The sequence below is a fragment of the Flavobacterium sp. MMLR14_040 genome, assembly GCF_033657265.1.
Lineage (GTDB): Bacteria > Bacteroidota > Bacteroidia > Flavobacteriales > Flavobacteriaceae > Flavobacterium.
In genome coordinates this window covers 33,722-55,902 of sequence record NZ_JAWVWO010000012.1, presented here as the reverse complement: position 1 = coordinate 55,902, position 22,181 = coordinate 33,722, and the positions used below count along the sequence as shown (strand labels likewise).

Sequence of the window (22,181 nt, the reverse complement as noted above, 5' to 3'; positions counted from 1 at the left end):
TTTGAACCTCTGTCCCTTTGAATCTTTGTCCCTCAAAAAGAAAAAAAAAATGACTTTTTCAGAAGAAAACTACCTTAAAGCGATATACCATCTTACTGCTTCATTAGAAACTGAAGTAAGCACAAATGCAATTGCTGAAATGATGGAGACTAAAGCTTCATCGGTTACAGATATGCTTAAAAAATTGTCTGAGAAAGATTTAGTGAATTATAAAAAATATCAGGGCGTTTCTTTAACGGACAACGGAAAGTTGGCCGCCAAGATGATTGTTAGAAAACATCGTTTATGGGAAGTATTTTTAGTCGAAAAACTCAACTTTTCCTGGGATGAGGTTCATGATATTGCTGAACAATTGGAACACATCAAATCAGAGCAATTGATTAACCGTCTGGATGATTTTTTGGGTAATCCTACGGAAGATCCGCATGGTGACCCTATTCCGGATGCAAATGGAAGAATTGTTAAGATTGAAAAACAGTTGCTTTCTGAATTAACCGAAAATCAGGTTGGTATTTGCGTAGGCGTGAAAGATACTTCATCTGAATTCCTGAAATATTTGGACAAACAAGAAATTGCGCTAGGTTCTAAAATTGAATTCTTGTCCAAAGAATCTTTCGATTTATCAGTCAAAATCAAAGTTGACGGTAGGGAATTATCAATTTCTAATAAGATTGCTTCAAATTTGTTTGTGAAGCTGGTTTAGACTTTTTCAGTTACAAGAAAATCCAAATTAACAAATTTGCTTTCTAAATTTTGCATCAAATTATCTACTTTGTTCAAACTTAACACATTGATTGCAATTCGTTTTTTAGCGTTAGAATTTGTTTCGATATAAAGCATAAAATTACTTATCCCGAAACCTTTTATCTCACTAAAAATCAATTTACGGGTTTCAAATATATCCGTTGAAATTATGGCATCACTAGTGAAAACAACTTTTTTACTAAAAGCATTTATTATTAAAAGAACCGCAAAAATGATCATGATAAAACTCAGGACAGGAGTCAAATAAAACAAATAACCTGTCGATAAACTTTTGTCATATATTTGAAATGCCAATGAATCTGCAGGCAATGTAACGAAAGGAACCATTAACAAACTCCCAAACGTGAGTATTACTAAAACGGAAAAAACTACAATAAAAACTTTCAGTCTGTATGACACTCTATAAACATTCATCTGAAAACAATTTAGCTATTAATTTTTCCGCAAAATTAGGAAGTTATTTACAAGAAAAAGATCGATAAAATCTTAATAGTTTTAAAATAAGACAAAATTAGACAATTCCTTTTTCGATCATTTCAAGCATTACCGGCGAAGCATTCTTAAAAGTCGGCTCTTGTTCAATAATACTTCCGGCGTTCTTTTTGTTTACTTTAAAAGTCACATCATTATCGGTTGTAAACAAAAGTGCTGTCAAAAACGGATTTTTGATGTAAGTTCCTAAAACCAATAAAGCTTCATCCAGGGTATGAATGCTCTCAACTTCTTCAGTTTTATAACGAGTTGTCAATGAAATTGAAAATGTATTATCTTCATTAAGAACTAATCTAAAATAGATGTTCTTAATTTCAGTATCGCCCATTGTTTTGGCTAAGGTTAATTTTGCAAAAGTGCCGCTTTGAATGCTTTCTTTTACACGCTCACAAAAAAGAGCAAATATAGGTTCGTACATTTTTTTAAAGTTTCTAAGGTTCTGAGATGCTGAGGTTCTAAGTTTTAAATTTTCTGTGTTATATTTAACCGCAAAGTTTCGCAAAGCTTTTTATAAATCTTTGTGAAACTCTGTGAAAGATCTTTGCGTATCTCTGTGGTAAAACTTTATTTTCCTGTAAATTCAGCTTTACGTTTTTCTAAAAATGCAGTTGTTCCTTCTTTAAAATCCTGAGTACCGAAACATTTTCCGAACGATTTAATTTCGGTATCAAAACCATTTTTACCATCTGTATAATTAGCATTTATTGCTTTTATTGCTCTACTGATAGCAAACGGAGCATTTTTAATGATTTTTTGGGCGATTACGTTTGTAAAAGTCAAAAGTTCAGCCTGAGGAACTACGTGATTTACCAAACCGTATTCTTTGGCTTCTTCTGCAGAAATCATTGCAGCAGTCATAATCATTTCCATTGCACGGCCTTTACCCACTAACTGAGGCAAACGCTGTGTTCCTCCGTAACCCGGAATTAATCCTAAAGTTACCTCCGGTAATCCCATTTTTGCATTATCTGAGGCAACTCTAAAATGACAAGCCATTGCCAACTCTAATCCGCCTCCAAGCGCAAAGCCATTTACGGCTGCAATTACAGGTTTCTTTAAACCTTCTATAAAATCAAATAAGGTTTCCTGTCCTTCAGCTGCAAGTTGTGCGCCTTCGACAATAGTATAATTTGCAAATTCTGAAATATCAGCTCCGGCCACAAATGCTTTTTCTCCACTTCCCGTAATTACAATAACACGAACATCATCATTTTTTGCCAGTAATTTTATCGCTTTACTCAAATCACTAATTGTTGCTTTGTTTAAAGCATTCAACTTTGTAGGTCGGTTAATGGTTACCGTTGCAATTCTTTCTTCAATAGAAATTAAAAGATTTTCGTAGTTCATGACAGTGGTTTTATGAGTTTGTGATAGGCAAGGAAACTCTAAAGGTTGTTCCTTTTCCGTAAGTTGATTCAAAGGTAATTGTTCCTTTGTAATTTTCGATGATGTTTTTGATAATTCCGAGGCCAAGTCCCATCCCGCTGGTTTTGGTGGTGAATTTTGGTTCGAAGATTCTGCTGATATCCTGTTTCTGAATCCCAATTCCGTTATCTCTTACTGCGATCTCAACATTATTGTTTCTTCTTTTTACTGTAACCAGAATTGATTTGTGAAACTGACTTTCCGGAATTGCCTGCGTTGCATTTTTTACCAAATTGGTAATAACGCGAATCAGTTGTGTACGGTCCATTTTGGAGATTATTTCTTCTTCTTCGCTTTCAAAAACAATATAATCTTCGTTGAAAATATCCAGTGAAAGCTCCACAACCTCAACCACATTCAAAGTTTCATTTTGCTGTGCCGGCATCGAAGCAAAATTCGAAAATGCCGAAGCCACCGCCGTCATGGTATCAATTTGCTGAATTAAGGTTTCAGAGTAATCGTTTAATTTCTGTTTTACATCTGGTGCCGTTGGATCAAACTTGCGTTGAAAACTCTGCACCGTTAAACGCATTGGCGTAAGCGGATTCTTGATTTCGTGTGCTACCTGTTTTGCCATTTCACGCCACGCTTCTTCACGTTCGCTTTGAGCCAGTTTTATAGCACTGGTTTCCAATTTATCAACCATTCCGTTATAAGCCTTAATCAGGAAATTAACTTCTTTACTATTGGCTTCTAAAACAATTTTCTCGTTTTTCTGATCCAGATTGGTTTCTTCCAGTCTGTCGGAAATGGTTTTTAATGATTTTGTGATATAAGTTGAAAGGAAGTAGGCCAAAGCAAAAGCCACAATCAGCATAAAAGAATATACCTGACTTAAACGAATCAGAAACGTATTTAACTCATTGTCGTAATAACCATCGTCTTCCAGATACGGAAGGTTTAAAATTCCAAGTGGTTTAAACTTTTCGTCTTTAATTAAACTATAAGAGGATCTGTTTTTGACTCCGTCGATGGTTTTAATGTCAACAAAACGTTTTTCGATAGAAGATCGAACCAGTTTTAAAATATAGTCCGGAACCGGAGGCGCTACTTTATCAACCGCAAAAGATTCTTTTGAGGATTTTAACAGCTTTCCGTCAAGGCTGTAAATATTGATTTCGATTTTGTGAATTTGAGCCAGTTCATGAATTTTATCTTTAAAAATCAAATCTAAATTGGCTGTTTTCAAAGGGTAAGTTGTCGTTGCCAGAACGTAATTAATATGTTCTTTTACCGCATTTTCTTTTCTCTCTAAACGTTCCTGATGATATTCTTTGGCTTCATTTTTAAATTGAATAATCGAAATGGAAGCCAATAAAAAAGATGCCACAACAATCAATACAATCATCGACAGGAAAATCCTGGTACGCAGTGAAAGCATTGACATTTTGAAGTTGTTAAGCATAAATTTTAGTTTTCAGTCGCAGTCGCAGTCGCAGTTTTCAGTGTCAGAGTGAAAACTGTGACTGAATACTATTTTTCCTCTCTGATTCTTTTATAAAATCGAAATCCCAGCATTATTAAAACCGAGAATAAAATAATCCCGATTACGCCAAAAATCCAGTTGATGGCACTTTTTAAAACTACTAAAAAAACTACGGCAAAAAGTATAATCGTAGCACCTTCATTCCATAAACGCATGAAGTTGTTGGAATATTTTACCTCATCGTTTTGCAATTGTTTGAAAATCTGATGGCATTTTCCGTGATATAAATATAAAAGAAAAACGAAACATAATTTTACATGCATCCATGGCATTTTCATCCAGGCATGACCTGCATCTGTAAAGAACAGCATCCAAAAAGCAAAAACACTTGCCAAAACTGCCGATGGCCACGTAATAATATACCACAAACGATAGGTCATTATTTTGTATTGTGTTTGTAAAATTTCCTTTTCAGGAGAAGGTTTTTCGTTGGCTTCAATTTGATATACAAACAAACGCACAATATAAAACAAACCTGCAAACCAGGTTATTACAAAAATAAGATGTAGCGACTTTAAATAGTTATAATATTCCATGCTTTTTGTTTCAGGTTTCAGGTTTCAGGTTTTTTCTTAAAGTTGATCGTAACTTGAAACCTGAAATAAATTTTATTTTGGACACAACTTACGTCCATTATAAAGTCTTTTTTCTTTACTCTTTCTTCTATTTTCTATTTAGCCCAATCATTAATCCAATTACCCACAGTTTGGCACCATTCATCATCATCATTCAAACATGGGATTGCAAAAAACTTTTCTCCGCCATTTGCTTCAAAATCTTCTTTGGCACGCATCGCGATTTCTTCCAGAGTTTCCAAACAATCAGAAACGAAAGCCGGCGTTACAACCGCTAAATTTTTGATTCCTTTTCCTGGCATTTTATCAATTTCAACATCTGTATACGGTTCTAACCATTTGTCTCCCGCCAAACGCGATTGAAAAGTAAGACTGTATTTATCTGCCGGAAGTCCCAATAATTTCACAACTTGTCTTGTAGTTTCATAACACTGGTGACGGTAACAAAAATCATGTGCTGGCGAAGGCGTGTTACAACAAGATCCATCGATTTTACAATGTGACTTTGTTACATCTGTTTTACGAATATGACGCTCCGGAATACCATGATACGAAAACAATAAATGATCATAATCAAAACCAACTAAATGTTTCTGAATAGAATCTGCCAGATTTTTAATGTAATCTGGTTTATTGTAAAACGCAGGAACATCGGTAAAAGTCATTTGTGGAAATTTCTTTTTACGAATTTCTTCGGCTTTGACCAAAATAGTTAAAGTTGATGCCATTGCGTATTGTGGATATAACGGAAAAAGCATTACTTCTGTCACGCCTTTGTCGTGTAATTCCTGAAGTCCTTTTTCGATCGTCATGCTTCCGTAACGCATTGCCAATGCAACTGGAACATTTACCAAAGGCTGTACTTTTTTCTGCATTCTTTCTGAAAGAACCACTAACGGAGAACCTTCCTCCCACCAGATTTTCTTATAAGCATGTGCCGATTCTTCCGGTCTTTTTCTCAAAATAATTCCACGAACTAAAAATGCACGCAATAAATACGGAACGTCAATTACGTATTTATCCATTAAAAATTCATCTAAATATGGTTTTACATCTTTTGGTTCCGGACTTTCTGGAGATCCTAAGTTTACTAATAATACGCCTTTCATTTATTCTTTTGCTTTAGGCTTTAAGCTCTAGGCTTTAAGCGTTTAATTTGTTTTTAAAATTTCGTCAAAAGTAGAAATTGCTACTTTTTAGAAATATGATATTTATTATTTATTATTTATTGTTGAATATCTAAAATTGATTTCTGGATATTAGCACACTGATTTGACGGGTTTAACAGGTTTTCGCAGATTTAAAATTCGTGCTAATTTGTGAATCCCGATAGCTATCTGGAGTGGCGAAAAAACCTAAACATTCGTATTAATCGACATCAAATACTTTTTTGGAGTTGTGGCAAATTTTTTCTTGAACGCCGCAATAAAGTGACTTCCGGTGCTGTAGCCAATTTTCAATCCTACTTCGTTTACATTATAAGATCCGCTATCGAGAAGTTTTCGGGCGAAATCCATTTTATAGTCAAATAGAAAACCATAAACCGTATCCCCATAAATTTGTTTGAAACCCATTTTAAGTTTCTTCAAATTCAAACCAATTTCATCTGCCAACTCTTGCAATCCGGGAGGTTCAGCCATATTGGCGATGATAATTTCTTTTGCTTTTCGAATCTTCAAAACGTTATCTTCATCAATCAAAAACGGACATTGTTCTGCGTTTGGATCTTCGGTTCTATTAAAATACAAACTCAACAATTCGTATCCTTTTCCTTTATAATAAAGATTTTTTATGGAAGGATGAAGGTTGTAATGAAACAGCTGACTTAGCACAATAGCCATTGAAGGACTAATATTTCCTTCGTTATAATATTTTTTGTCCTTATTATCAGGACTTAAAAAAGTAATATAATCTGCTTCTGCAGAAAACAACGCGTGAAATTTCTTGATCGATACAATTACAGAAATGACCCATGAATTTGGAGCTAACTCTAAATTCAGCGGTAATTCTTTCTGCGGATTGTACAAAAGCAGTGATTTTTCTTCCTTTAAATCTAAAGCGTAAGTGCCCTGATTAAACAAGAATTTAGCATTGCCTTTTATCCCGAAGTGAAACTGTATCAGACCACTACCAACTTCGTGCTGTCCAAAAAATGGTTCTGAACTATCGTTTTGAAAACGAATAAGCGTAAAGTCGTCTTCAATTTTTATAATTTCCTGAGAACTCATAGCGATATTTTTTTAAAACTAAAATCATAATAAATTGGAAATGTTATTTAGAATCACTCTAAACAAATCATTTCTAACAACTTGATTTTGCTACAAAAATACTTCTTTTTGCATAAAAACAGACGTTTAGAAACAAAAAAACATGCAGCGATACAAAAAGTACTTTTAGCGTTACTTTTATAAACACTATAATGATAATTTTGTTGCACTTTTATGAAAGTAGATTTATGGAAAACAATAACGCACCGAAACACCTATATTTTTATTCAGTTGGTCTGAGTTATAAAAAAGCTGATGCTGAGGTTAGAGGTAAATTTAGTTTGGATGCAGTTGCAAAAACGCGTTTGCTGGAACAAGCTAAAACAGAGGGAATAGAAAGTTTAATAGTCACTTCGACTTGCAACAGAACCGAAATCTACGGTTTTGCTGAACACCCTTTTCAATTAATAAAACTTATTTGCGATAATAGTAACGGATCTGTAGATGCTTTCCAAAAAGTGGGATTTGTTTATAAAAATCAGGAAGCTATAAATCATTTATTTCGCGTAGGAACCGGTTTAGATAGTCAGATTTTGGGCGATTTCGAAATTATATCTCAAATCAAAACCAGTTTCATACATTCAAAATCAATGGGCTTAGCCAATACTTTTATGGAAAGATTGGTGAATGCTGTGATTCAGGCGAGTAAAAAAATCAAGAACGAAACAGAAATTAGTTCTGGAGCGACTTCGGTTTCTTTTGCATCGGTTCAGTACATTATCAAAAATGTAGAAGACATCGGGAATAAAAACATTTTACTTTTCGGAACAGGAAAAATCGGAAGAAATACTTGCGAAAATCTTGTAAAACATACCAAAAACGAACACATTACTTTAATAAACAGAACGAAAGACAAAGCTGAGAAATTGGCAGGAAAACTAAATTTGATTGTTAAAGATTATTCAGAACTGCATTTAGAACTTCAAAAAGCAGATGTTGTGGTTGTTGCTACTGGCGCTCAAAACCCAACGGTTGATAAAGCGATTTTAAATCTTAAAAAACCTTTATTGATTCTGGATTTATCGATTCCGAAAAACGTTCATGAAAATGTAGAGGAATTAGAAGGTGTAACTTTAATTCACATGGATTATTTGTCTCAATTGACAGATGAAACTTTGGAAAACAGAAAATTACATATTCCTGCTGCTGAAGCTATTATTGAAGAAATTAAAGAAGAATTTGTAACCTGGACAAAAGGACGAAAATTTGCTCCTACTATCAATGCTTTAAAAGAAAAACTGAATGCTATTAAAGTTTCGGAATTAGATTTTCAAAGCAGAAAAATTGCAGATTTTAATGAAGCTCAAGCTGAAATCATCAGCAACAGAATCATTCAAAAAATCACTACACATTTCGCAAACCACTTAAAAGACGACGACACCATGGTCGATGAAAGCATCGAATGGATCGAAAAAGTCTTTAAAATAAAAGCATCTTAAAAACATAAATTTTCCACCATATAAGTTATATAAGTTCATTTAACTTTAGTTATTTACGCATTGCTTAAATTTACTTATATTACTTATATGGTGGAGAAAAAGTAAAACATGGCTGAAAAAATAATCAGAATTGGAACGCGCGATAGCGAATTGGCACTTTGGCAAGCACATACTGTCGAGAAAAAATTAAATGATTTAGGCTATAAAACCTCAATTGTTGCGGTTAAATCTCAAGGTGATATTATTCTGGATAAGCCCTTGTACGAACTTGGGATTACCGGAATTTTTACTAAAACTCTTGACATCGCTATGATTAACGGCGATTGTGACATTGCTGTTCATTCGATGAAAGATGTTCCAACGGCTTTACCAAAAGGTATTGTTCAGGCAGCAGTTTTGGAAAGAGCCAATGTTTTGGACATTTTAGTTCATAAAGGAAATCCTGATTTTGCAAATCCAAGTACAATTGCAACCGGAAGTTTACGTCGTCAGGCACAATGGTTCAATAAATATCCAAATCATACTGTGGTTGATTTACGTGGAAATGTAAACACGCGTATGCAAAAACTACAAGACAATAATTGGGATGGAGCTGTTTTTGCTGCTGCAGGTTTAGAGCGCATCAACCTGAAACCAGAAAATTATATTAATCTTGATTGGATGATTCCGGCACCGGCACAAGGAGCAATGCTCGTTGTGGCAATGGAAAATGACAATTATACCCTCGACGCCCTTTCGCAATTAAACGATATTGAAACTGAAATTTGTACGTACATCGAGCGTCAGTTTTTAAGAACGCTGGAAGGCGGTTGTACCGCGCCAATTGGAGCTTTAGTAACATATAACGAAGACGAAGACACTTTGCATTTTCAAGGTATTTTACTTTCTGTTGATGGAAAGCAAAAATTGGAAATCAACAAAACGGTTGACATTTCAGAATGGAAAAAGCTGGGATTCTTCGCTGCTCAGGAAATTTTAAATAATGGCGGAGCCGAATTGATGCAATCTATTAAAGAATCTCTAAAGAAATAATGGCAAAATCAATTCAGATATTATCCACAAAAAAGCTGTCGGGCGAACAAAAACAAGCATTGGTAAAAGCCAATTTTGAAGTTCATGAAGCAGATTTCATTCAGACACAAAACAAATCTTTCGAATTAAAAGACCTCAACGAAAATCTGATTTTTACGAGTCAGAATGCAGTTCATAGTCTTTTATCAGATCCAAAATCAGAACAGCTCAAAAGTAAAAACGTTTTTTGTGTTGGCTTAAAAACAAAAATCCTTTTATCGGAAAGTGGCTTTAATGTTGTTGCTTACACAGGTTATGCCTCAGATTTAGCTGAAATCATCACTTTGATTTACAACAATGAAAGCTATACTTTTTTCAGCGGAAATCTTCGTAGAGAAACATTGCCTCAGGCTTTAAAAGAAGCCGATGTAAAATTCAACGAAATTAAGGTTTATGAGACTTCATTAACTTCCCAGAAAATAAAAACAGCCGTTGATGCTATTTTATTTTTTAGTCCGTCTGGCGTTGAAAGCTATTTAAAAGAGAATACAATTAAGAAAGAAACTTGCTTTTGCATTGGAGAAACCACCGCAGAAGCTTTACATAAAATTACAAAAAACATCATAATCGCGGATCAGCCAACGGTTGAAGATGTAATTGAGGATGTAATTCACGAATATAAATAAAACCTTTGCAACTTTGTCCCTTTGTGGCTTTGCACCTAAAATAAAAAAACATGTTAAAAAACGACCTATTTTTAAAAGCACTTAAAGGAGAAACTGTTCAACGTCCGCCAGTATGGATGATGCGTCAAGCCGGAAGATATTTGCCGGAATTTATCGCTTTGCGTGATAAATACGATTTCTTTACCCGTTGTCAAACTCCTGAATTAGCTGCGGAAATCACAGTTCAGCCCATTCGCAGAATCGCTCCGGATGCTGCTATTTTGTTCTCAGATATTTTGGTTGTTCCACAGGCAATGGGAATTGAAGTGTTGATGAAAGAGAATTTTGGTCCGTTTTTACCAAACCCAATTCGTTCTCTTGCTGATGTCCATAGAGTTTACGTTCCGGATATTCAGGAAAGTTTAGGTTATGTAATGGACGCTATTAAATTGACTAAAGAAATGCTGAACGACGAAGTTCCGTTAATTGGTTTCGCTGGTTCGCCCTGGACAATTTTCTGCTATGCTGTTGAAGGAAAAGGTTCTAAAAGTTTTGACACTGCAAAAGGTTTCTGCTTCTCAAACCCAGCTGCAGCACATACTTTATTACAAAAAATTACAGATACAACCATTTTATATTTAAAAGAAAAAGTAAAAGCGGGAGTTGATGCCGTTCAAATTTTTGATTCCTGGGGAGGAATGCTTTCTCCGGTTGATTATCAGGAATTTTCATGGAAATATATCAACCAAATCGTTGAAGCATTAGCTGATCACGCTCCGGTTATCGTTTTCGGAAAAGGATGCTGGTTTGCCCTTGGCGAAATGGGTAAAAGTAGAGCTTCGGCATTGGGAGTAGATTGGACTTGTTCGGCTAGAAATGCGCGTTATTTGTCTGGTGGAAACATTACTTTACAAGGAAACTTTGATCCGTCAAGATTGCTTTCTCCAATTCCAACTATCAAAAAAATGGTTCACGAAATGATCGACGAATTCGGAAAAGATAAATATGTTGTAAATTTAGGTCACGGAATTTTACCAAATATTCCTGTAGATCACGCAAAAGCGTTTATTGACGCTGTTAAGGAATACGGGCAATAGTATATAGTATATAGTATACAGTATTCAGTCTCAGTTTTCAGTCACACTTCAAAACTGAAAACTGAGACTGCGACTGAAAACTCAGAAGATAATGCTCAACAAAGGCCTTAGAGATGACGAAGCAATTAGAATTGACAATGTCCTGAAGACATTGCGCTCGCTTGACTTTGTACCTCAGCCATTGACCAATGATGCGAAATCTGACATCGAAAATCAGTTAAAAGAATTCGGTTTAAACATTCAAACCTTGATTGATTATGAAGATGATGAATTAATTGCATTATTAGTTCGTCGTCATTTAGATTTTAATCAATTAGAACTATTTGCTGATTTTTTAATGGATTTTTCAAAAGTTGAAAACTATAATTTTACAGCTAAAGCTTTAGCTCTTTACCAATATATTCAACAAGAAAGCAAAGTTTTCTCTTTTGGAATAAATGCTAAAATTGCCTCGGCTAAAAACAAATAAAAATGAGTTTTACAGATTGGAAAATAGAAACGATTAACAATATTCTTCCGGAAGAGTTTTACAACCTTATCGAAAAGAATAAAAACCACATCGCTAAAATATTTCCGGTTACTTTAGAAAACGCTGCAGATTTAGAAAAAACAAAACAATTTATTGCTTTAAACCAGGATAAGGAAAACCATAAAGAAGGTTACTTTTTTTATCCAAGGGATATAAATACCAACGCTTTAATTGGGTATTTGTGCATAAAAAGCATAGATAATCAAAAAGCAAAATGCGAATTAGGTTATTTTGTTGATGAAGATTATCAGGGAAAAGGAATTATCTCCAAATTGGTTTCAGAAACATTAGCTTTTTGTTTCAATACTTTAAAAATGAACAAAGTTTTTATCTGCACTTCAAAAATTAATACTGCAAGTCAGCAAATTGCATTGAAACATCATTTTAAACAAGAAGGAATATTACGAGAAGAATTTAAAAGCAGCGAGGGAACATTAGAAGATGTCGTTTATTTTGGATTATTAAAATCAGAATACAATACTCATGAAAGATAAATTTTACGCATACATACAAAATCTACAAGACCAAATCTGTGCTGGATTAGAAGCTGTCGACGGAACAGCAAAATTCCGTGAAGATCTTTGGAAACGCCCGGAAGGCGGCGGCGGAAGAACGCGCGTTATTGAAAACGGAGCTGTTTTCGAAAAAGGCGGTGTAAACATTTCAGCGGTTCATGGAAAACTTCCTGAAGCCATGCAAAAGATGTTTGGCGTTGGCGAAGCTGATTTTTTTGCCTGTGGACTAAGTTTGGTTATTCATCCTAAAAACCCCATGGTTCCTACCGTGCACGCTAATTGGCGATATTTTGAAATGTATGATGAAACCGGAAAAGTAATCGAACAATGGTTTGGCGGTGGACAAGATTTAACGCCTTATTATTTGTTTGAAGAAGATGCAACATACTTTCATCAAACGTGTAAAACGGCTTGTGACAAACACAATCTAGAGTTTTATCCAAAATATAAAAAACAATGTGATGCTTATTTTTGGAATGCACACAGAAACGAAGCCCGCGGAATTGGCGGTTTGTTTTTTGATTATTGCAAAGCAAATGAATCAATGGCAATGGAAAACTGGTTTAATTTTGTATCCGAAGTTGGTAATAGTTTCCTAGAGGCTTATGTTCCAATTGTTGAGAAAAGAAAAACATTAGAATATACTCCAGAAAACAGAAACTGGCAGGAAATTCGTCGTGGCCGTTATGTTGAGTTCAATTTGGTTCATGACAAAGGCACTTTATTCGGTTTAAAAACCAATGGAAGAATTGAGAGTATTTTAATGAGTTTGCCTCCACACGTTCAATGGGTTTATGATCATCATGCAGAAGCGGGAAGTGAAGAAGAAAGATTAGTAAATGTATTGGAAAATCCGCGTGAATGGATTTCATAATTTAACTAATATTCATTAACACAGAAACATATATTTAAATTGTAATTTAGAGATTCTCTTTTCAAACAAATTTTGAGGCAAGGGAAAGTAACATCAAATTAATCTAAAATTTAAAATATTATGGAAAAAATAAACCAGACACAGTTAGAACGTATGCATTCCGGCAAAGGATTTATCGCTGCATTAGATCAAAGTGGCGGAAGCACGCCAAAAGCATTATCGCAATATGGCGTTGAAGAAAGCAGTTATGCAAATGACGAGGAAATGTACACCCTTGTACATGAAATGAGAACCCGTATTATTAAGAGTCCTGCTTTTGATAGCGAATATATCCTTGGTGCTATTTTATTTGAAAACACAATGGATCGTAAAATTGACGGGCAATGGACCGCCGATTATTTATGGGACAACAAAAACATAGTTCCGTTTTTAAAGGTAGACAAAGGACTTGCTGATCTTGCAAATGGCGTGCAGTTGATGAAACCTATTTCTAATTTAAATGAGCTATTAACACGAGCTGTAGAAAGAAATGTTTTTGGAACCAAGATGCGTTCTGTTATCAAAGAGGCAAATGCCGTTGGAATTCGTGAAGTAGTTGAACAGCAATTCGCGGTTGGTAAACAAATCTTCGAAAAAGGACTTGTACCAATCATTGAACCTGAAGTTGATATTTTTAGTGCTGATAAGGAAAAATCAGAAGAAATTCTAAAGGAAGAAATCAAAAAACAACTTGACTTATTAGATAAAGATGTAAAAGTAATGTTGAAATTGTCTATTCCAACTGTAGATGACTTTTATAGTGAACTAATGTCTGACCCGCATGTTGTGCGCGTTGTCGCTTTGTCTGGTGGATATGCTCAGGAAGAAGCCAATCAAAAACTGGCACAAAACCACGGATTGATTGCAAGTTTTTCCCGCGCATTGTCTGAAGGACTTTCTGCCGGTCAGTCTGATAATGACTTTAACAATTTGCTCGGTAAAACCATTAAAGAAATATACGCCGCTTCGATTACATAAAAAGTTACAATATAAAATAGGCTTGTAGATTTAGAAATCGTATTTCAATCTAAAATCTACATTCAAAAATCTAAAATAAAATATTATGTTCCCATTACAAAGAAACCGCCGTTTAAGAACCAATGAATCTATTCGTTCCTTAGTTCGCGAAACTAGTTTAAGTCCGCAGGATTTTATGCTTCCAATGTTTGTTGCAGAAGGAAAAGATGTAAAAGTTGCTATTCCTTCAATGCCAGGTATTTATCGTCATTCTCTGGATAATACGATTAAAGAAGTAAAAGAAGCTTGGGATTTAGGCATTAAAGCGGTTAATATTTACGTAAAAGTAAGCGAGAATCTTAAAGATAATAAAGGTGTTGAAGCGTGGAATAAAGATGGTTTAATGCAACAAACCATTCGCGCTATAAAAGATGCCGTACCGGAGATGATTGTTATGCCTGATGTAGCTTTAGATCCGTATTCAATTTATGGTCATGACGGAATTATAGAAAACGGTCAATTGGTAAACGATGCCACTGTTGATGCATTAACCAGAATGAGTTTAAGCCACGCTGAAGCCGGAGCCGATTTTGTGGCGCCGAGCGACATGATGGACGGACGCGTTTTGGCAATTAGAAAAGCATTGGAAGAAAACGGACATCACAATGTGGGAATCATGAGTTACAGTGCAAAATATGCTTCGGCATTTTATGGTCCTTTTCGTGATGCTTTGGATTCTGCTCCGGTAGATTCTCAAAATATTCCTAAGGATAAAAAAACATATCAAATGGATTATGCCAATCGAATTGAAGGAATTCGTGAAGCTTTATTGGATGTTGAAGAAGGTGCTGATATTGTAATGGTAAAACCGGGAATTGCGTATTTGGATATTGTTCGCGAGGTAAAAAATGCCGTTCACGTGCCGGTTGCAGTTTACCAAGTATCTGGTGAGTACGCTATGGTAAAGGCCGCAGCAGAAAGAGGCTGGTTGGATCATGACAAAATTATGTTAGAGCAACTTTATTGCATTAAGCGTGCGGGAGCAAGTATTATATCAACTTATTTTGCAAAAGAAGCTGCAGTAATTTTAAATAAATAATAATGAAGAAAGAAGTATTATTCTTATCTGCTGTATTAGCTTTAGCATCCTGTAAAAAAGAAGTAGCCGAAAATATCGATAAAAATTCAACAGAAGCTTACTCGGAAGGAGAATCGGCGAAAGCCAAAACACCTGAAGCTCTAGGAAAAGAAATTTTTGAAGGCAAAGGAAATTGTACTGCCTGTCATCAGGTTGATCAAAAAATAATTGGTCCGAGTATTCAGGAAATTGCCAAAATGTACAAGGATAAAAATGCAGATATTATTACGTTCCTGAAAGGAAACGCAGAACCAATTGTAGATCCAAGTCAGTTTGATGTAATGAAAACTAATTTTCCGGTTACAAAAGCAATGTCTGACGAAGAACTAAAAGCTATTGAAACTTATATTTACAGTAATCTTAAGTAAATCAAATTTATAAATGCAAAAAGGGCGCTAAATTAGCGCCCTTTTTGTATTATCATCTTACCAGATTTTAACTCGTTTTTCTGGTTCAACATACATTTTATCTCCTTTTTTGATTCCGAATGCCTGATAAAAAACATCCACGTTTTGAATTGGCACAACTGCTCTGTACATTCCCGGTGAATGCGGATCGGTTTTTACCTGATTCTTAATCGCTTCGTCTCTCGATTTTGTTCTCCAAACTGTAGCCCATGAAATAAAGAAACGCTGTTCCGGAGTAAATCCGTCAATTAAACCCGGATTTACATTTTCTTTCAAATATAATTGCAAACCATCGTAAGCAGCATTCACTCCACCCAAATCACCAATGTTTTCGCCTAAAGTAAATTTACCATCAACGTGAATTCCCGGTAACGGTTCCAGGGCACTGTATTGATTGGCAAGAGCTGTTCCTAGTTCTGTAAATTGTTTTAAATCGTCAGCCGTCCACCAGTCAACAAGATTTCCATCTGCATTATAACGCGCACCCGAATCATCAAAACCATGTGAGATTTCATGTCCGATCACGGCACCAATTCCACCATAATTTACCGCTTCATCCGCCTGGTAATTATAAAATGGAGGTTGTAAAATAGCCGCTGGAAAAACAATTTCGTTGTATGATGGATTGTAATATGCATTTACAGTTTGCGGAGACATTCCCCACTCCGTTTTATCAACCGGTTTTCCTAATTTAGCAACACTTTCCTGATAACTCCATTTTGATACATTTTTAATATTATCAAAATAGGTTCCACCTTCACTAACATTTTTTATTTCTAATGCTGAGTAGTCTTTCCATTTATCAGGGTAACCAATCTTAATTGTGATTTTATTTAATTTTTGAATCGCTTTTTCTTTGGTTTCCTTAGACATCCAAGGCAAAGCGTTGATACGATTTTGATAAGCCAAAATCACATTCTGAATCATTTTTTGCGCTTTCTCTTTTGCTTCAGCAGGAAATAATTTCTCAACATACAACTTTCCTAAAGCTTCACCGGTTGTCTGATTGATTACTTGTAACGCTAATTCTTCTCTTGGACGTTGCTTTAAGGCTCCTGTTAATGTTTTTCCGTAGAAATCAAAATTTGCATTTTCAATTTCTGTCGTTAAAGTTGATGCAGATTTATTTAATGCACACCATTTTAAATATTCTTTCCAGTCTGCTACTTTTTTTTCTGTAAAAGTTTTTTCCAAAGCTGCCATATAACGTGGCTGTTGCACATTTACCGTATCTAATTTTGCCATTCCAATTCCGGCAAAATATTTATCCCATTGAATAGAAGGTGTTGTTTTCTTCAAATCAGCAATAGCGGTTGGGTTGTATTGTTTTCTACGATCTCTGCGCTCCACACGATCCAGTCTCGGAGCAGACATTTCAGTTTCAAGAGCCAAAATTTGTTTTGCGCTTTCTTTTGCCTTTGCAGGAGATTCTCCAATAAACTGCATCATTCGGGCAATATGAAGTTCGTATTTTTCACGTTTTTCTTTTGAGTCTTTATCATCAGAATTGTAATAATCCTTATCTGATAATCCCAAGCGTCCCGGACTTATATTGACAGCATACACATTACTGTTTTTTGCATTTGCTCCAATGTAAATACTAAAGAAACCAATTCCGCCCTGAGGTTCCATTTCAATTAAGAAATTTTGCAAATCGGCAACGTTTTTAATAGCGTCAATTTTCTTTAAATAAGGCTGAAGTGGAGTAACGCCTCTTTTATTTCTTCCAACAGTATCAAGAATGGTATTGTATAACGCAACCGCTTTTCCCTGATCAGTATTTGATTTGTATTTAGGATTTTTGGAAGCTTCTTTTAAAATAGCCAATGAATTATCGTCTGTTCGTTGACGCAATTCATTAAAACTTCCCCAGGAAGTTCGATCACTTGGGATTTCGGTTTTATCTAACCAGGTTCCGTTTACGTAACGAAAAAAATCTTCTCCCGGACTAATTTTAGTATTCATATATGAAACATTAATTCCGGGTTCTGTGGTATTTGCCTTTTGAGCCTTAACTGCTGTTAATGATAACATTGCCGAAAAAGCACAAAATAAAGGTTTGCTAAGTTGTTTATTCATTTTTGCGTATGTTTTAAGTCTATCTACAAACATATTGCTATTATTTCAAACTTTATGTTAAAATTACACGATAATCTATCGTAAGTTTTTTAATGCAAATAATTCATCTGTTTAAACAATTAAATTCATGAATAAATCTTTTTATTTTAAGGTTTAATTGAAATTGTTTTTGGAATATTTGCCTGAAGAATTAATCAAAATGAAAGAAAAAATTCAAAATGCATTTTCGGGAAAAATTGAAGCAATCGGACTTCCTATTCTGGCGGTATGCTGGGTGAGTTTCTTTTGGGGAACAACATGGCTTGCCTCAAAAGAAGGCGTAAAACATATGCCGGGTTTGCAGCTTGCTACTATTCGTCAGTTTTTAGGCGGAATTTTATACGTTGGTTATTTTCTTCTAAAGAAAGAACCATGGCCAAAAGGCAAACAATGGCGCACCATTCTGATTTTGGCAATTTTGAATTTTGCTTTAAGTAACGGCTTAAGCACCTGGGGTGTAAAATATATCAGCAGCGGATTGGGCGCCATTATAAGCGCAATATTTCCAATCTGGATTATTATGATTAATTTTTTTCATGGTGAACGAGTTGCAAAACTGGCCATAACTGGAATATTAATTTGCTTTGGGGGAATTTGTATTATTTTCATTGACCATCTTGGAGATTTCTTTAAGCCCGATTTTCAATTCGGGATTATCTTAACTATTGCTTCTACAATAACCTGGGCTTTTGGGATTTTACATACTAAGAAAAAAGCGGCAAGTTTTAATCCGTATTTTAGTTTGGGGCTGCAAATGTTTATTTCGAGTATTATACTTATGGTCATTACAGAAGCTTCTGGAACGAATATTCCTTTGGGTGAAATTCCATCAGAATCGTGGTTTGCAATTGGCTATCTGGTTATTATTGGTTCGGTTTTAACTTTTATTGCTTTTATATATTCGCTGCAGCATCTTCCAACAGAAATTAGCAGTATTTATGTTTACATCAACCCAATTGTGGCAATGGTTTTGGGCGCAATTATTTTCGGCGAAAGCCTAACTTCTGCCATTGCTGTTGGCGTTGTTGTTACTTTAATTGGATTGTATCTGGTTAATAAATCTATCCGAAAAACTAAAAAATAGTACAGAAGTTTTGCCGCCAATTGAACTAATTATCTCGAATTGAAATTGTTATAAATTTTTGAACCAAAAAACAATTAGCCAAATTGGTGAAATTCGTGGCGATAAATCTCCACTATCTTGTTAAAAACAATACCCAACTACTATTTTAAAAAGTGCTTTTCGTATTTTTGCGGCAAATTATTTTTATGAAATCGTTTCTTTATAAATACCGCAAATTCTTTATCGTTTTAATTCTTTTTTCGGTTGTCACTATATCCTTATTTTATTCGGCTTTAAAGCCACAAAAAACTTTACCAATTTACAATCCGGCTGATGTAAATCCAGAATTGGTTGATAGCACTGTTCAGTACAAAAGCAAATACCATACAATTGCTGATTTTTCTTTTGTGAATCAAAACGGCGACACCATTACTCAGAAAAATTATGAGGGAAAAATTTATGTTGCTGATTTCTTCTTTACAACCTGCGGATCTATTTGTCCGAAAATGACAACCAATCTTGAAGAAGTTCAAAAAGCGGTTTTAAATAATCCGAAGGTAATGTTATTGTCCCACACCGTTTTTCCTGAAGTTGACAGTATTCCGGTTTTAAAAGAATATGCTATAAAACATCATGTTGTAGACAGCAAATGGAATTTGGTTACCGGCGATAAAAAAGATATTTATACAATGGCCCGAAAATCGTATTTGGCTGTAAAATTGGGCAGACCGGATCAGCTTTATGATATGGTGCATACAGAGAATTTTGTTTTGGTAGATCAAAAACGTCGCGTTCGCGGATTTTATGACGGAACAAACAAAGAAGAAATCAAACGTCTTTTAGAAGACATTGATTTCTTGTCTAAAGAGTAAAATCCCTTATTTTTAGAAAGATTTAGCATATTCAAAAGTGTTAAATGCCTTGCAATAAAGAATTATTGTCTACTTTTGTAATCTAAATTCAATCTAAATAAGCTTGCAAAATACAATACATACTCTGAAAAAAGGCGAGAAAGCCATTATCAAAGATTTTGATATCGATCTTATTCCTCTAAAATTATTAGAAATGGGTTGTTTGCCGGGCAACTTAGTCGAATTACTTCAAATTGCTCCTTTCGGAGATCCTTTATATCTTGACATTAATGGCTCGCATGTTGCGATTCGTGTTGAAACTGCTCGTGAAATTGAAGTTGAACTTATCAAAACCAATTTATAATGAGCATTCAAAATATTAATGTTGCCCTTATTGGAAATCCCAACACAGGAAAAACTTCTGTTTTCAATCAGCTTACCGGTTTAAATCAACAAGTTGGAAATTATCCCGGAATTACGGTTGAGAAAAAAATTGGTTTCTGTAAATTACCTCACAACATAAAAGCTAACATCCTCGATTTGCCCGGAACGTATAGTTTGAATGCCAGTTCAATGGACGAAAGTGTTGTGATTGAACTTTTGCTCAACAAAAACGATAAATTATATCCGGATGTAGCGGTTGTGGTAACAGATGTTGAAAATCTGAAACGAAATTTACTGATTTACACCCAAATTAAAGACTTGGAAATTCCCACGATTTTAGTCATTAATATGTCTGATCGTATGGAAAGAAAAGGGATTACACTTGATATTCCTTATTTAGAAGAAAAACTAAAAACTAAAATTGCTCTTGTAAGTTCTCGCAAAGGTTTGGGAATTGACAATTTAAAAGAATTAATTGTTTCTTATAAAACCATTCCGCACGAAGCTTGTTTAAATGCATCAGTAATTGATCCTGAGTATTTTCAAAAATTACAGCATGCTTTTCCCAATCAGCTTATTTACAAGTTATGGCTGGTTATTACGCAGGATGTGAATTTTTCGAATTTAGACAGAAATGAAATTCGAAGCACTTTTACCAAATCTAATTCTGAGTTAAAACGATTACAGCAAAAGGAAACCATCAAAAGATATCAGTTTATAAATGATGTTTTAAAAGAAGGTTTAAAAGTCGATGCTTCAATGGCAAAAGACTTTAGAGCAAAACTGGATCGTGTTCTAACCCATAAATTTTGGGGTTATTTTATTTTCCTGGCTATTTTGTTTATCATATTCCAATCCATTTTTAGCTGGTCAACAATTCCTATGGATTTTATCGACAGCACTTTTGCTTCTTTAAGCAGCTGGGTTGCCGCAGAATTACCAAGTGGTATTTTAACCGATTTACTTTCGCAGGGAATTATTCCGGGAATTGGCGGTGTTATTATTTTTATTCCGCAAATTGCGTTTTTGTTTCTGTTTATTTCAATTTTGGAAGAAAGCGGATATATGAGCCGGGTGGTTTTCCTGATGGATAAGATCATGCGCAAGTTTGGACTTTCGGGAAAAAGCGTTGTTCCGTTAATTTCCGGAACTGCATGTGCCATTCCGGCAATTATGGCTACTCGAAATATTGAAAACTGGAAAGAACGCCTTATTACGATCTTAGTAACACCATTCACGACTTGTTCTGCCAGATTACCCGTTTACGCGATTATTATTTCACTTGTAATTCCGAATGAACGTGTTTTGGGAATTTTGAATATGCAGGGATTATCGTTGATGTTATTGTATTTACTTGGATTTGGAACAGCAATTCTATCGGCTTATATTTTAAATAAAGTTTTAAAACTGGATAATAAAACGTATTTCGTTGTTGAAATGCCTAGCTATAAAATGCCTCTTTTCAAAAACGTTGGAATTAATGTTGTCGAAAAAACCAAAGCTTTTATTGTTGGTGCGGGTAAAATCATCCTGGCAATATCTGTTATTTTATGGTTTTTGGCTTCATACGGTCCCGGAAAAGATTTTAACGAGGCTGAAACTATCGTAAAAGAAAGATTTGTTAATAAGCCTCTAAATGAAGTTGAATTCGAAAACGAAGTTGCTTCTCAAAAACTAGAGAATTCTTATATCGGAATTATGGGTAAAGCGATCGAACCTGCAATTTCTCCTTTGGGTTACGATTGGAAAATCGGAATTGCAATTATCAGTTCGTTTGCAGCGCGTGAAGTATTTGTGGGAACATTGGCTACGATTTACAGTGTTGGAGACAGTGAAAACGAAACTACTATTAAAAGCAAAATGCAAAAAGAGGTTAATCCGGAAACGGGACAAAAGATATTTAATTTTGCTTCCGGAATTTCTTTATTGCTGTTTTACGCTTTTGCTATGCAATGTGCCAGTACGCTTGCGGTAACAAAAAAAGAAACCAACTCCTGGAAATGGCCGGCAATGCAGCTTGTTTTAATGAGTGGTCTGGCTTATTTTGTGGCGCTCTTAGCTTACCAACTTTTAAAATAAAAGAT

23 protein-coding genes are annotated in these 22,181 nt (G+C 34.9%); 15 read left to right on the top strand and 8 right to left on the bottom strand.

Going from position 1 to position 22,181, the window contains the following annotated elements; genetic code table 11:
- Positions 1-49: 49 nt before the first annotated feature.
- Positions 50-703 carry a metal-dependent transcriptional regulator gene (locus tag SD960_RS15965; protein WP_318804682.1) on the top strand — a complete coding sequence of 218 codons (654 nt, stop codon included), beginning with the start codon at positions 50-52 and terminating at the stop codon, positions 701-703.
- Here SD960_RS15965 and SD960_RS15960 read toward each other — a convergent pair.
- The 7 genes from SD960_RS15960 to SD960_RS15930 form a co-directional block, all read right to left on the bottom strand.
- Entirely contained in the window at positions 700-1,179 is a 480-nt protein-coding gene (locus tag SD960_RS15960; RefSeq protein ID WP_318804681.1) for a hypothetical protein, read from the bottom strand. The genes SD960_RS15965 and SD960_RS15960 overlap by 4 nt on opposite strands.
- 97 nt (positions 1,180-1,276) lie before the next feature.
- A complete protein-coding gene (locus SD960_RS15955; protein ID WP_318804679.1) occupies positions 1,277-1,675 on the bottom strand; it encodes a hypothetical protein in 399 nt (132 codons plus the stop codon).
- A 146-nt stretch (positions 1,676-1,821) separates the two neighbouring features.
- Positions 1,822-2,604 (bottom strand): enoyl-CoA hydratase/isomerase family protein, encoded by a 783-nt coding sequence (locus SD960_RS15950; protein ID WP_318804677.1) that lies wholly within the window; start codon positions 2,602-2,604, stop codon positions 1,822-1,824.
- 10 nt (positions 2,605-2,614) lie between these two features.
- On the bottom strand, positions 2,615-4,030 hold the full coding sequence (locus SD960_RS15945; RefSeq protein WP_082036914.1) for an ATP-binding protein: 1,416 nt from the start codon (positions 4,028-4,030) through the stop codon (positions 2,615-2,617).
- 125 nt (positions 4,031-4,155) lie between these two features.
- The gene (locus tag SD960_RS15940) at positions 4,156-4,704 is read right to left on the bottom strand and encodes a CopD family protein (protein WP_318804676.1); all 549 of its coding nucleotides are present in this window, start codon (positions 4,702-4,704) and stop codon (positions 4,156-4,158) included.
- A 134-nt stretch (positions 4,705-4,838) separates the two neighbouring features.
- Complete coding sequence (hemH, locus tag SD960_RS15935; RefSeq protein ID WP_318804674.1) at positions 4,839-5,852, bottom strand: ferrochelatase; 1,014 nt, start codon at positions 5,850-5,852, stop codon at positions 4,839-4,841.
- A 246-nt stretch (positions 5,853-6,098) separates the two neighbouring features.
- Positions 6,099-6,971: a helix-turn-helix domain-containing protein gene (locus tag SD960_RS15930; RefSeq protein WP_042563598.1), complete on the bottom strand. Its 873-nt coding sequence runs from the start codon at positions 6,969-6,971 to the stop codon at positions 6,099-6,101.
- Between the two features lie 227 nt (positions 6,972-7,198).
- On the opposite strand from SD960_RS15930, the gene hemA reads away from it, so the two are divergent.
- From hemA to SD960_RS15880, 10 genes are all read left to right on the top strand, one after another.
- Complete coding sequence (gene hemA, locus SD960_RS15925) at positions 7,199-8,449, top strand: glutamyl-tRNA reductase (RefSeq protein ID WP_318804672.1); 1,251 nt, start codon at positions 7,199-7,201, stop codon at positions 8,447-8,449.
- Between the two features lie 108 nt (positions 8,450-8,557).
- Complete coding sequence (gene hemC / locus SD960_RS15920; protein WP_318804670.1) at positions 8,558-9,481, top strand: hydroxymethylbilane synthase; 924 nt, start codon at positions 8,558-8,560, stop codon at positions 9,479-9,481.
- Positions 9,481-10,146 (top strand): uroporphyrinogen-III synthase, encoded by a 666-nt coding sequence (locus SD960_RS15915; protein WP_318804668.1) that lies wholly within the window; start codon positions 9,481-9,483, stop codon positions 10,144-10,146. Before hemC ends, SD960_RS15915 begins: the two co-directional genes overlap by 1 nt.
- Positions 10,147-10,196: 50 nt before the next feature.
- The gene (gene hemE / locus SD960_RS15910; protein ID WP_192186598.1) at positions 10,197-11,222 is read left to right on the top strand and encodes a uroporphyrinogen decarboxylase; all 1,026 of its coding nucleotides are present in this window, start codon (positions 10,197-10,199) and stop codon (positions 11,220-11,222) included.
- Between the two features lie 91 nt (positions 11,223-11,313).
- Positions 11,314-11,691, top strand: coding sequence for a hypothetical protein (locus SD960_RS15905; RefSeq protein ID WP_318804665.1), 378 nt, complete (start codon positions 11,314-11,316; stop codon positions 11,689-11,691).
- 2 nt (positions 11,692-11,693) lie between these two features.
- Positions 11,694-12,245, top strand: a complete 552-nt coding sequence (locus SD960_RS15900; protein ID WP_318804664.1) for a GNAT family protein — start codon at positions 11,694-11,696, stop codon at positions 12,243-12,245.
- On the top strand, positions 12,235-13,140 hold the full coding sequence (hemF, locus tag SD960_RS15895) for an oxygen-dependent coproporphyrinogen oxidase (protein WP_318804662.1): 906 nt from the start codon (positions 12,235-12,237) through the stop codon (positions 13,138-13,140). Before SD960_RS15900 ends, hemF begins: the two co-directional genes overlap by 11 nt.
- Before the next feature lie 129 nt (positions 13,141-13,269).
- A complete protein-coding gene (locus SD960_RS15890; RefSeq protein ID WP_318804831.1) occupies positions 13,270-14,157 on the top strand; it encodes a fructose bisphosphate aldolase in 888 nt (295 codons plus the stop codon).
- Between the two features lie 85 nt (positions 14,158-14,242).
- Positions 14,243-15,235, top strand: a complete 993-nt coding sequence (hemB, locus tag SD960_RS15885) for a porphobilinogen synthase (protein WP_318804661.1) — start codon at positions 14,243-14,245, stop codon at positions 15,233-15,235.
- A 2-nt stretch (positions 15,236-15,237) separates the two neighbouring features.
- Positions 15,238-15,642 carry a c-type cytochrome gene (locus SD960_RS15880; RefSeq protein WP_318804660.1) on the top strand — a complete coding sequence of 135 codons (405 nt, stop codon included), beginning with the start codon at positions 15,238-15,240 and terminating at the stop codon, positions 15,640-15,642.
- Between the two features lie 57 nt (positions 15,643-15,699).
- On the opposite strand, the gene SD960_RS15875 is transcribed toward SD960_RS15880, so the two are convergent.
- Positions 15,700-17,760: a M13 family metallopeptidase gene (locus tag SD960_RS15875; RefSeq protein WP_318804658.1), complete on the bottom strand. Its 2,061-nt coding sequence runs from the start codon at positions 17,758-17,760 to the stop codon at positions 15,700-15,702.
- Between the two features lie 199 nt (positions 17,761-17,959).
- Here SD960_RS15875 and SD960_RS15870 point away from each other — a divergent pair, with 199 nt between their 5' ends.
- The 4 genes from SD960_RS15870 to feoB all read left to right on the top strand — a co-directional run bounded on the left by SD960_RS15870 (position 17,960) and on the right by feoB (position 22,176).
- On the top strand, positions 17,960-18,883 hold the full coding sequence (locus tag SD960_RS15870; RefSeq protein ID WP_318804656.1) for a DMT family transporter: 924 nt from the start codon (positions 17,960-17,962) through the stop codon (positions 18,881-18,883).
- 185 nt (positions 18,884-19,068) lie between these two features.
- Positions 19,069-19,734, top strand: a complete 666-nt coding sequence (locus SD960_RS15865; protein ID WP_318804655.1) for an SCO family protein — start codon at positions 19,069-19,071, stop codon at positions 19,732-19,734.
- 103 nt (positions 19,735-19,837) lie between these two features.
- Entirely contained in the window at positions 19,838-20,077 is a 240-nt protein-coding gene (locus tag SD960_RS15860) for a FeoA family protein (protein WP_017495803.1), read from the top strand.
- Positions 20,077-22,176 carry a ferrous iron transport protein B gene (feoB, locus tag SD960_RS15855; protein WP_318804652.1) on the top strand — a complete coding sequence of 700 codons (2,100 nt, stop codon included), beginning with the start codon at positions 20,077-20,079 and terminating at the stop codon, positions 22,174-22,176. Before SD960_RS15860 ends, feoB begins: the two co-directional genes overlap by 1 nt.
- Positions 22,177-22,181 lie beyond the last annotated feature (5 nt).